A 12,035-nucleotide genomic window follows, 5' to 3' on the forward strand; every position below is an offset into this window, starting at 1 on the left:
AGGAGGTGGCAGAATGCCGGAGCTGCCTGAAGTAGAAACGGTCAGAAAGACGTTGGAGCTTCTTGTTATTGGAAAGAAAATCAAAGACGTCTCGGTTTTTTGGCCTAAGATGATAAAAAGTCCCGACGAACCCGATGAATTTGTTCATAGCCTGAAAGGGCAGGAAATACTTGAAATGAGAAGAAGAGGGAAATTCCTGATCTTTTATTTAAACGACGTGGCCCTTGTTTCTCATTTGAGAATGGAAGGGAAGTACAACTTGTCTGATAGCCGGGACCCCATTGAAAAGCACACCCACGTCATTTTTCACTTTACGGATAACACGGAACTCAGATACCGTGATGTCCGGAAGTTCGGAACGATGCATCTATTCAGGAAAGGGGAGGAATTGCTTCATCTTCCCCTCCTGCAGTTGGGACCGGAGCCATTCCAATCCGAATTTACAGCTGCCTACTTGGCAGAAAAGCTGGACAAGACAGAAAGAATCGTGAAAGCCACATTATTAGATCAGACGGTCCTCGTTGGGTTGGGGAATATTTATGTGGATGAAGCGTTATTCCGTGCAGGTATACACCCTGACCGAAAATCAAAATCTCTTTCAACGGAAGAAATTGAACGTTTGCACAAAGAAATTATTCATACGCTGACCGAAGCCGTTGAAATGGGGGGAAGTACGATTCGCTCCTATGTGAATTCACAGGGACAAATGGGTATGTTCCAACAGAACCTCTTCGTGTATAGCCGGAAAGAAGAACCTTGTCGAAAGTGTGGTACTCCCATTGAGAAGAAAGTTTCAGCAGGGAGAGGGACGCACTATTGTCCCGGTTGCCAACGTTAGAAAGAACCATTAACATCTGATAAGCCCTTACCATATAGTATTGTAATGATTTTTGGGAGGGCTATTAGATGAGTGAAACAATCTCCTTATTACTGCTGGCGTTTGCTGTAAGTCTTGATAGTTTTAGCACAGGTTTAACTTACGGATTACGAAAAGTGAAAATCCCTACAAAATCAATCAGCATCATATCTATTTGTTCGGCGAGCTCCTTATTGTTGGCCATGTTGCTTGGTCAGACCATTGGATCCATCATCACACCACTTTGGGCTGGAAGGATCGGCGGACTGATCCTGGTTGTGATTGGAGCAGCTGTACTGTACCAGTTCTTTAGACCGGAAAGAGAAACGGTATTATCCCAAGAAAAAACGTTAATTAACTTTGAGATTAAATCCATAGGATTAGTGGTTCAAATTTTAAGAAGACCGTTAACGGCAGACTTTGATAGATCGGGTACAATTACTGGTATTGAAGCATTTATGCTTGGAATCGCACTGTCATTGGATGCGTTCGGTGCCGGAATTGGCGCTGCGTTATTAAATTTCTCGCCATTCATACTTACTTTAGCCATCCTGGTGATGAGCTTTACGTTCTTATTCTCAGGATTGAAGATGGGGGAATTCTTCTCTCATATACGATGGATTCACCGAGTGTCATTTCTACCGGGAGTTCTGTTGATCCTTATAGGGATCCTGAGGTTTTAATGGCTGACATGAGTTAGAAAGGAATAGGATAATGGCTAGTATTATAGGATTAACAGGTGGTATTGCAAGTGGTAAAAGCACAGTTTCAAAAATGTTAAATGAAAAAGGCTATACGATCATTGATGCAGACCTTGCTGCCCGTATGGTGGTTGAGGTTGATCAGCCGGCTTACCTTGCGATTGTGGAAGAATTCGGTGAACACATACTGCACGATCACGATTCAACCATCAATCGGGAAAAACTCGGCCAGATCATCTTTAACTCTGAAGAAAAACGTAAAAAGCTTAATGGAATCGTACATCCTGCCGTCAGAAGCATGATGCTCTCACATAAAGATGAAGCCATTCTTGCTGGTAAAAACACGATTTTCATGGATATCCCCCTTTTATTTGAAAGCAACTTGACGTGGATGGTAGATCGCACAGTCGTAGTATATGTGAACGAAGAAACCCAACTATCCCGTCTAATGGAGCGGAACCACTTTAATCGTGAAGATGCATCATCCCGCATCGCTTCCCAATTCCCCTTAAAGGATAAAGCAAGCCTTGCCGACGCAATCATCGACAACAACGGACCTCTACATGAGACCCAAGAACAGCTTGATGTACTATTAGTGGAGTGGGATCTAAAACCATAGAATGACTTATGAGCTGACAAGGAAACCTCTTGTCGGCATTTTTATTTTGGTCCACTAGATAATTAGTAGTTATGATGATAAATATTGATTTTTGGTTTGCGTTTGTATTTAAGACAAACTCTAAACGTATCTATAGAATCTTTATGGTGTTTGTCTGTCAAAATGTATAGGCACTAAATATATATCAGCACAGAGTGGATTGTAGCGGAAGGCACTTGACTCCTGCGGGAATAGCGGGACAGGTGAGACCCCGCAGGCGCAGCCGAGGAGGCTCACCGCCCGCCCCGCGGAAAGCAAGTGCCTGGAGCGGAAAGGAACGGTCAATGTTTACATCAATTTCATTGAAAAAATGTATGAATTCACACCACAAAAATATACATTCAATAAGCCTATTTGTCAGAATAATAAAACATTAAAAATCCGCAAAATACTTATTAACATATTCTCTAAATATGTTATACTATTTTTAGCAAATAAACATATAAGTATAACATTAATATAGAGGGGAGCCGGATTTATGAAGGCGAAAATTGCAATCAATGGTTTTGGACGTATTGGGAGAATGGTTTTCAGGAAAGCAATATTAGAGGAAAACTTAGAGGTTGTAGCCATTAACGCAAGCTACCCGGCTGAAACATTAGCACATTTAATTAAGTATGACACAAATCATGGAACATTTCAGGCAGATGTGGTGACGGAAGATGATGCACTCATCGTCAATGGCAAGCGTGTCCTACTATTAAGCAATCGTGATCCTAAAGCTTTGCCTTGGGGCGAATTAAATATCGACATTGTGATTGAAGCTACTGGAAAATTCAATTCGAAAGATCAAGCGAGCCTTCATTTAGAAGCGGGAGCGAAAAAGGTCATCCTGACTGCCCCTGGTAAAAATGAAGACGTAACAATTGTGATGGGTGTAAATGAAAGCGCATTAAATATTGAAGAACACAGTGTCATTTCAAATGCATCGTGTACAACGAACTGTTTAGCGCCAGTTGCGAAGGTATTAGATGAGCAATTTGGTATTGAAAATGGACTTATGACGACAGTCCATGCTTACACAAATGACCAAAAGAATATTGATAATCCACATAAAGATTTGAGAAGAGCGAGAGCGTGCGGCCAGTCGATCATCCCGACCACGACTGGTGCAGCAAAAGCATTATCATTGGTTCTGCCACAATTAAACGGCAAGCTTCACGGAATGGCATTACGTGTACCTACACCAAATGTTTCACTAGTGGACCTGGTTGTAGATGTGAAAAGAGACGTAACAGTAGAAGAAATCAACGAAGCTTTCATTACGGCTTCTGTTAGTTCCTTACACGGAGTGCTGCAATACACTACGGAACCATTAGTTTCAATTGACTTTAATACAAATCCTCATTCAGCGATCATCGACGGGTTATCCACGATGGTAATGGCAGATCGAAAAGTGAAGGTACTGGCCTGGTACGATAATGAGTGGGGTTATTCATGCCGCGTCGTTGATCTGGCTAAATTCGTTGCATCAAAAATGAACGCAAAACAAGAAGTCAACGTTTGAAAGAACCCAAATAAAAAATAAGCTGCATCCTTAGAACGTACCTTTCCAGGTGCGTTCTTTTCTTTTATTAAACTTTTTATAAATAGAAGACATCGGACAGCTCTATTAGGTAGTTGATGTATTTAGGAACTCCTTTGGCAGAAAGTTTGTTTTAGGAACAACTTTCTACCAAAGAGCTTTTTTGTGCTTATCTATCAAAATGTATAGTTAGTAAAAGTGTAGTATCAGAGAGTAGATTGTAGCGGAAGGCACTTGACTCCTGCGGGAATAGCGGGACAGGTGAGACCCCGCAGGCGTAGCCGAGGAGGCTCACCGCCCGCCCCGCGGAAAGCAAGTGCCTGGAGCGGAAATGAACGGTCCTTGTTTAGAGAATGAAATTATTACAGTGTTGTATATATCAAAAAGTGAAAAAGGTATTCGTATTATCCGCTTGAAAAAAGTTTGAAAAAATTTATTGCAAAAGGGTTTTAAACAAAGTATACTATTTTTCGTGAACTTCTTATTAGCAAATGAATACTGATTTAGCTACTTAAAGGGTTAGGACCTCTTCGGACTAACTTTCCCCCGTGGTAGTTAAGATTTTGCCAAAAGACACGTTCATTTTGACGAAAAAAATTATGTCAAAGGGGGAAACACGAAAATGGAAACAATGGGTCGTCATGTAATCTCAGAATTATGGGGTTGCGATTTTGAAAAATTAAACGATGTAGTAGGAATTGAAAAAACATTCGTAGATGCTGCGCTTAAATCAGGTGCAGAGGTACGTGAGGTAGCTTTCCATAAATTTGCTCCTCAAGGTGTTAGTGGAGTTGTGATCATTTCAGAATCACATCTAACTATTCACAGTTTTCCTGAACATGGTTATGCCAGTATTGATGTATATACTTGCGGTGATTTAGATCCTAACATCGCTGCTGAATATATTGCAGATGCTCTTGGTGCTGACACACGTGAAACAATTGAATTGCCACGTGGTATGGGTCCGGTACAAGTGAAGAAGTCTCAGGCTCAAGCCCTTTAATCGAAGATAACTCAGAAGAGATGCGTATTAGATGCATCTCTTTTTTTATGCATTTGTACAGGATTTGATTTTGAATTTTCATTCTTGTGGTTTTCGTGTAAAATAAGGGTAAATAAAGGGAGGAACTTTAAATGAGTGGAATACGTACTTTTTTTAAACGGTTTCAATCAGAATGTGAGACATCTGATCAGCACGAAGATAAAGACCTGAAATCACGCTATTATAAATCCATGCATCAAGGTGCATTTAATGCAGTATTAGAGTTATTCTCATCCTCTGAGTATGAGGTGATTTCCCAGTCTAAGGACAGAGGTGAAATTACGGTCCGTAAAAATGGTACTCCCCAATTGTTTATTGTCGCAACGGTCATCACGGTAAGGCCATTTGAAACGGCAGTCGATTTCAAGATCAGTGCGGATAAAGGGAAAATCTTTGGTACATATACGGTCTTAAAAGCACAGATTAACCATTACTATCAAAAGCTTGATAGCGAATTGACAAAAGTGAAATAACGGTAAATCCTTTATAAGCTTGTGTAAGTCGAAGCTTTTTTATATGATGAAAGTAATAGTATGTAATAACGGAGCTGATATTATGAAGTGCCCGTCTTGCCAGCATAATGGTACACGAGTAGTGGACTCCCGTCCTGCTGATGAAGGACGTTCAATCAGAAGAAGAAGAGAATGTGAAGAGTGTAATTTCCGCTTCACGACCTTCGAGAAGGTTGAGGAGCTTCCTTTAATTGTGGTGAAAAAAGAAGGGGTAAGAGAAGAGTTTAGTCGAGAGAAGATTTTGAGAGGGTTGATCAAGGCTTGTGAGAAGCGCCCGGTCCCTCTTGAGAGATTAGAAAAGATCACAACGGATATTGAAAAGGAACTCCGTAATCAAGGTGCTTCTGAAGTGGAATCCGTTAAGATTGGTGAGATGGTCATGGATCAACTTGCTAAGGTAGATGAAGTTGCATACGTACGCTTTGCATCTGTGTATAGACAATTCAAGGATATTAATGTATTTATAGACGAACTGAAAGAATTAATAAAAAAAGAGTAGAAGAATGAGCTGAAGATGTAATTCTTTAGCTCTTTTCTCTTTATTTTTTTGAAAGGTAGAATCCAACTATGATGAAGAAGCATTGGAATGAAATACAACCAATCGATCACTACACGGTAGGCACAAATGGGATTCTTCAGGAATACGATCGGAAAATCATCACGTTTCTGTACCAGCCTTTAATTGGTTCGGTTTGTTACAGTCTTTATATGAGTTTATGGGGAGAAGTAGAAGAAAACAGGCTATGGTCAACACATTCAACTCATTATCACCTGATGAACGTTCTGTCTGTCAATCTTCAGGAAGTATATGAAGCGAGAATGAAGCTTGAAGGGATTGGGTTGTTAAAGGCATACGAAAAAAAAGAAAACGAGGATCGGAGCTTTCTTTATGAACTTCAGCCTCCCCTCACCCCTCAGGAATTCTTTCATGATGGTATGTTAAATGTGTATCTTTACCGTAAAATAGGCAGAAGCCATTATTTGCGTTTAAAGAAATTCTTCACTGACCAATCGGTCGATAAACAGCAGCACGTTAACATCACACGATCCTTTCAAGATGTTTTCACATCAGAACAAATTAATTTTCTCCACCACGACGCAAATATGGATTCCGAGACAAAGTCTGGTGAACAATATATGAAATATGGGAAGAATGATGGTCTTCCACTGGATGATATCGATTTTGATTTTCAGTTATTACTTGCAGGGTTATCTGAATCCATGGTTCCACGAAAAGCCTTTACAACTAATGTAAAGGAAACGGTTCTGAAGCTGAGCTACCTGTACGGTATTGATCCTCTTCAAATGAAAAATATCGTCTTAAGCTCCCTGGATGCAGATGATACCATCGATATAGAGCTACTGCGCAAAACCGCACGTGATTGGTATGGGGTTCAGACAGGTGATCAACTGCCTGATTTGACTACGAGAATAGCGACTAATGCGCCTGTGAAATCGGATAAACCCCTCACGAAAGAAGAAGAGCTCATTGAATACTTGGAAACAACGTCGCCCAAGGATGTTCTATCTGACATATCAAATGGAGGAGCTCCTTCTAAGTCAGACCTTCAGGCTGTTGAAGAGGTGCTCATGTCACAGAAGCTGCCGATTGGTGTCATGAATGTCCTGGTACAATATGTTTTGCTGAAAACGGATATGAAACTCACAAAAGGATATATGGAAAAAATCGCGTCCCATTGGTCGAGAAAAAAGGTGACGACTGCAAGTGAAGCCATGGAATTAGCCAAAAAAGAACACAAGCAGTATCTTGAGTGGGCTGAAGGGAAAAAGGAAAATAAAACGAATAGACGAAGAAAGCCGATTCGTACGGAAAAACTCCCGGAATGGTTCCAAGAAGGGGAAAACGAGAAAGGAAATGATTCTTCCCTTGATGGATATGATTTCGAAGCAGAAAAGAAGAAACTCGAAGAAGAGCTTAAAAATTTTCGGAAGTAGGTGAACGTAGCGGTGGAGAGAATAAATAACACCCTGAAAAGGTTGGCGGCTTCTGGTTCGTTTCAACAAAGATATGAGCAAATGAAAAAAGAGATTCTTGAAAACAATGATGTGAAGGATTTTATTCGCAGGAATGAAGGCCGTGTAACAGGGGAAATGGTAAATGAGAGTCTGATGAAGTTATATGAATACATCTCTCAAAGTAAAGAATGTCGATACTGTCCTTCTTTACAGGAGTGTAAGAATATGATGGAAGGGTATGACCCTCATTTAGTGATCAGAGGCAATACCATCGACATCGATTACCATCGCTGCCCTCGAAAAGTCATTCACGATGAAAGAACGAGCGCCCAGCGTTTAATCAAAAGCCTGTATGTGCCGAAGGATATTTTACAAGCATCCTTCCAGACCCTGGATCTTGATTCTAAAAGCCGATTGGAGGCTGTCCGATTAGCAAAGAATTTCGTAGAGAACTATACAGAAGGTACAAAAATGAAAGGACTCTATTTTTACGGCAAGTTCGGAGTGGGTAAGTCCTATTTGTTAGGGGCGATGGCCAATGAGCTCGCCCAGAAAAAAATTGCGTCCCTGATTGTCTACGTTCCTGAGTTCTTTAGAGAAATCAAGCAATCGCTGGGAGACAACTCGGTAAATGAAAAACTGGAAATGGTTAAAGGTGCACCGATCCTCATGCTCGATGACATCGGCGCAGAAACCATGTCAAGCTGGGGAAGAGATGAAATCCTTGGGACGATCCTACAGTACAGAATGCTAGAAAACCTGCCTACATTCTTCACCTCCAACTTCAACTTCAACGAACTCACCCACCATTTGACGTACAGTCAACGGGGAGAAGAAGAAAAACTAAAGGCTGCACGAATCATGGAGCGAATTAAATACCTGTCTCAGCCTGTGTTGATTGATGGAAGGAATAGAAGAGAATAATTAAAATTGAAAAAGGAAGGTCACTCGCTTAGCGATTGACCTTCCTTTTTTTATGGTTCTATAATATTTGTTGGGGTTCTTACACAATTAGCAGACACAAAAAATGCACGTAATCGCCCAGTCTTTTATACTTGAATTGTCGAGAAACAAGTAAAGATTGGAGATACGTGCATAATGAATTCTACCATAATGTTGCCTGGTTTTGAAGAAGTAAACATCATGAAGATAAAAAGATCACAATGTTGATTGGAGCGGAAGGGGGCTCGACTCCTGCGGGAATAGCGGGAAAGTTGAGACCCCACAGGGCAAAGCCCGAGGAGGCTCAACTCACGCCCCGCGGAAAGCGAGCCTCCTGGAGCGGAAATCAACCATTACTCGCTTCTTTTAACAATCAAAAGATTCAAAAAGTAATAATTAAATCTCCTCATCAACTTCTAAATTATACAAGCCTCCCATATATATAAATCAGGGATTTGGGTTTAAGGAGGCGAGAAAGTTTGATTGAATTTATCTTCAAGCAAAAAAATGATGCATTAAAGCTTCAAGAACACCTCAATAAAGAGTTCATACAATCATGGTTCCATGAAACGCTCTTTCAACATACAACTCACTATAATCTGACGATAGAGGTTTCCCCCTTCTTCAAGGAAAAAGAAAAGCTGTTCAACGGGGTTTCCCACTTTGTCTTAAATGATAAATGCATGGACTGGTCCGAATCAGCCTTGAAAGAAAATTATTTTTATGAAGATGTTGATGAAATCAATCAAATATTAGAGGTCGTATCAGAGATGAGGATGGGTGAGCGACCTGAATTGATGGAGCTGATCGGTGAATGGGACGAGGCCGAATACGTCCACAACAGCCTGGAGCTTTTGTTGGAAGGGAAGGCCCCCATATCATTCGACTCTTTCAGCAAATTCAGGCTGAAGAAGCTTCAGGAGAGACTGCTCCTCATGCTGGATCTTGCTATAGATGAATATAAGATGGAGCAGGAATATCAAATGTTTGTCCATATGCTGCGGGAGTATCTGGCATCAAGGGAGCAGAAAATACGAACCATCCATCTGTACTCGACGGGTTACGGCTATCGTTTCTTTGATGAAGACATGAAAGAGGTGACAAGGCAGGAATTGACGAAGGCAATTGATAAACGCCTTCTGACGAATCACCCGTTATACGTTGATTCGTACACCATCGCTCCGTTATTATCCCTTGCACCGGAGAAGATACTCGTGTACGGGAATGGTGACCATCAATTGATCAGAACACTACAGAATATTTTTGAAGAACGGATCGATCTTTTGCCGATTAGTTACTTCCCTGATACACTTCTTTACCCTTCATGGGATATCGCGAATGAATAGGCTGCTTATTTTATGGAATGCTCTTGCTTTTCAAAACATAACCGATTATAATACCTACATAATAAGTCAATAAATAAAGGTTATGATGAGGACAATAATATTCCTATTCCATTCACAGAGAGGGAAGTCTCTTGGCTGCAAACTTCCTAATTCGGTAGTGATATTTACCACCTCGGAACTTCAATTATGAACTGAATCTTGACGGATTCACAGTAATGATTGACGGCTAAATGTCGTTATTCGTTTTCAATGAAGTCATTGTCTGTTTTTTTTGGCACAATGAGAAGTTGGGTGGAACCACGAGTTTACTTATTAACCTCGTCCCTTCAAACGTGAAGGGGCGGGGTTTTTTATGTTTTATAGAGATTACTTAAGGAGTGAAATCACATGTCAGAAGTAGTGAGAATGCAGTTTCCTGATGGGAATGTCAAGGAGTTTCCTAAAGGAACGACAACAGAAGAGATTGCTGCGTCCATCAGTCCCGGACTAAAGAAGAAGGCGCTAGCTGGTAAAATAAATAATGTATTAATTGACTTACGTACAGGGATTCAGGAAGATGGGGCGATTGAAATCGTTACACCTCCAGGAGAAGATGCACTGGAAATTCTTCGTCACAGTACGGCTCATTTGATGGCACAGGCCATTAAACGCTTATATCCTGAAACAAAGCTTGGAATCGGGCCGGTCATTGAAGGCGGATTCTATTATGATATTGATTCCGAGCACACGTTCACTCCGGAAGATCTTCCATTGATTGAGAAAGAAATGAAGAAAATCACTGGAGAAAATTTAGAGGTGGTTCGTAAAGAAGTCAGCCGCGACGAAGCTCAGAAAATGTATGAAGAAATCGGTGACGAGTATAAGCTTGAATTACTTGAGGCGATTCCTGAAGGAGAACAAGTCTCCATTTACGAGCAAGGAGAATTCTTCGATTTATGTCGTGGAATCCATATTCCGTCCACTAATAAAATTAAAGAATTCAAGCTATTAAGCATCGCTGGGGCATACTGGCGCGGGAATAGTGATAATAAAATGCTTCAACGAATCTACGGTACAGCCTTCTTCAAGAAAGAAGACCTGGAAGAGCATCTGCGTCTTTTAGAAGAAGCAAAAGAGCGTGATCACCGTAAAATCGGTAAAGAATTGAATCTATTCATGAACTCGCAAAAAGTGGGACAAGGCCTGCCGATGTGGCTGCCTAAAGGTGCCGCGATCCGTCGTATCATCGAGCGTTATATCGTTGATAAAGAAGAGCGCTTAGGCTATGATCACGTGTACACACCTGTCATGGGAAGCGTCGAGCTATACAAGACAAGCGGTCACTGGGACCATTATCAGGAGAATATGTTCCCGGTCATGGAGATGGATAATGAAGATCTTGTCCTTCGCCCGATGAACTGCCCTCATCATATGATGATTTACAAAAACGGCATTCACAGCTATCGTGAGCTTCCGATCCGCATCGCCGAGCTTGGTTTGATGCACCGTTACGAATTATCAGGAGCACTATCAGGACTTCAACGTGTACGCGGGATGACTCTGAATGATGCGCATATCTTCGTCCGTCCTGATCAAATCAAGGAAGAATTCAAGCGTGTAGTACGCCTGGTTCAGGAAGTGTACAAAGACTTTGATCTGAATGACTATTCCTTCCGTCTGTCTTATCGTGACCCTGAGGATACGGAGAAGTACTTTGATGATGATGAGATGTGGAACCGTGCACAAGGAATGATCAAGGAAGCCATGGATGAACTGGATGTTGAGTACTTTGAAGCAGAAGGGGAAGCGGCATTCTACGGCCCTAAACTGGACGTTCAAGTGAAAACGGCCCTTGGTAAGGAAGAAACTCTATCAACGGTTCAACTGGATTTCCTACTTCCAGAGCGCTTTGACTTAACATATGTAGGGGAAGACGGGAAGCAGCATCGTCCGGTTGTCATTCACCGTGGTGTCGTATCCACGATGGAACGCTTCGTGGCATTCCTGATCGAAGAATACAAAGGAGCATTCCCGACATGGCTCGCTCCAACGCAGGTCCAGGTGATCCCGGTTTCCCCGGATGTTCACTTCGACTATGCGAAAGAAGTGAAAGAAAAGCTTCAGGCTGAAGGGCTTCGAGTGGACATCGATGACCGTAATGAAAAGATCGGTTACAAAATCCGTGAAGCACAGATGAGTAAAGTCCCTTACATGCTTGTGGTGGGAGACAATGAAATCAAGGAAACGGCTGTAAACGTCCGTAAATACGGAGAGCAAAAATCAGAAACAATTTCCCTTGACGAGTTCATCGGCCACATCACAAAAGAAGCGAAACGATAAAATGAGAAAGAGGGACGGACCTTGCACCAAGGTCCGTCCCTCCCGTATAAATTTCAAAAAAACTATTGCACTCTCCTTAGATGTCTGATATTATGAAATACGTTGTGATATTAAATGATTATTTGACAGCGGTATTGTCATGTGATATATTATCTAA

At 41.5% G+C, this 12,035-nt stretch carries 11 protein-coding genes and 1 other annotated feature; all 11 genes read left to right on the forward strand.

What is annotated here, in order from left to right:
• The first annotated feature begins 13 nt into the window (after positions 1–13).
• The 11 genes from mutM (at position 14) to thrS (ending at position 11,878) form a co-directional block, all read left to right on the forward strand.
• A complete protein-coding gene (gene mutM, locus F0342_RS12250; protein WP_149156223.1) occupies positions 14–838 on the forward strand; it encodes a DNA-formamidopyrimidine glycosylase in 825 nt (274 codons plus the stop codon).
• A 68-nt stretch (positions 839–906) separates the two neighbouring features.
• Positions 907–1,539, forward strand: coding sequence for a sporulation membrane protein YtaF (gene ytaF / locus F0342_RS12255; protein WP_149156224.1), 633 nt, complete (start codon positions 907–909; stop codon positions 1,537–1,539).
• A gap of 31 nt (positions 1,540–1,570) precedes the next feature.
• Positions 1,571–2,176: a dephospho-CoA kinase gene (gene coaE, locus F0342_RS12260; RefSeq protein ID WP_149156225.1), complete on the forward strand. Its 606-nt coding sequence runs from the start codon at positions 1,571–1,573 to the stop codon at positions 2,174–2,176.
• 517 nt (positions 2,177–2,693) lie between these two features.
• Complete coding sequence (locus tag F0342_RS12265; RefSeq protein ID WP_149156226.1) at positions 2,694–3,722, forward strand: glyceraldehyde-3-phosphate dehydrogenase; 1,029 nt, start codon at positions 2,694–2,696, stop codon at positions 3,720–3,722.
• A gap of 640 nt (positions 3,723–4,362) precedes the next feature.
• Positions 4,363–4,743 carry an adenosylmethionine decarboxylase gene (gene speD / locus F0342_RS12270; RefSeq protein WP_034756998.1) on the forward strand — a complete coding sequence of 127 codons (381 nt, stop codon included), beginning with the start codon at positions 4,363–4,365 and terminating at the stop codon, positions 4,741–4,743.
• A gap of 131 nt (positions 4,744–4,874) precedes the next feature.
• Positions 4,875–5,255 carry a cytosolic protein gene (locus tag F0342_RS12275; RefSeq protein ID WP_149156227.1) on the forward strand — a complete coding sequence of 127 codons (381 nt, stop codon included), beginning with the start codon at positions 4,875–4,877 and terminating at the stop codon, positions 5,253–5,255.
• 82 nt (positions 5,256–5,337) lie between these two features.
• Positions 5,338–5,793, forward strand: coding sequence for a transcriptional regulator NrdR (gene nrdR / locus F0342_RS12280; RefSeq protein WP_149156410.1), 456 nt, complete (start codon positions 5,338–5,340; stop codon positions 5,791–5,793).
• Between the two features lie 71 nt (positions 5,794–5,864).
• Positions 5,865–7,250, forward strand: coding sequence for a replication initiation and membrane attachment family protein (locus F0342_RS12285; protein ID WP_149156411.1), 1,386 nt, complete (start codon positions 5,865–5,867; stop codon positions 7,248–7,250).
• 12 nt (positions 7,251–7,262) lie between these two features.
• Positions 7,263–8,195, forward strand: a complete 933-nt coding sequence (dnaI, locus tag F0342_RS12290; RefSeq protein ID WP_149156228.1) for a primosomal protein DnaI — start codon at positions 7,263–7,265, stop codon at positions 8,193–8,195.
• A 497-nt stretch (positions 8,196–8,692) separates the two neighbouring features.
• Positions 8,693–9,559 (forward strand): putative sporulation protein YtxC, encoded by an 867-nt coding sequence (locus tag F0342_RS12295; protein ID WP_149156229.1) that lies wholly within the window; start codon positions 8,693–8,695, stop codon positions 9,557–9,559.
• A 73-nt stretch (positions 9,560–9,632) separates the two neighbouring features.
• Positions 9,633–9,888 (forward strand) — a binding site (T-box leader).
• 58 nt (positions 9,889–9,946) lie between these two features.
• On the forward strand, positions 9,947–11,878 hold the full coding sequence (gene thrS / locus F0342_RS12300; RefSeq protein WP_149156230.1) for a threonine--tRNA ligase: 1,932 nt from the start codon (positions 9,947–9,949) through the stop codon (positions 11,876–11,878).
• The last annotated feature ends 157 nt before the right edge of the window (positions 11,879–12,035 follow it).

The organism is Bacillus sp. CH30_1T, assembly GCF_008364765.1.
Classification (GTDB): Bacteria; Bacillota; Bacilli; order Bacillales; family Bacillaceae_B; genus Rossellomorea.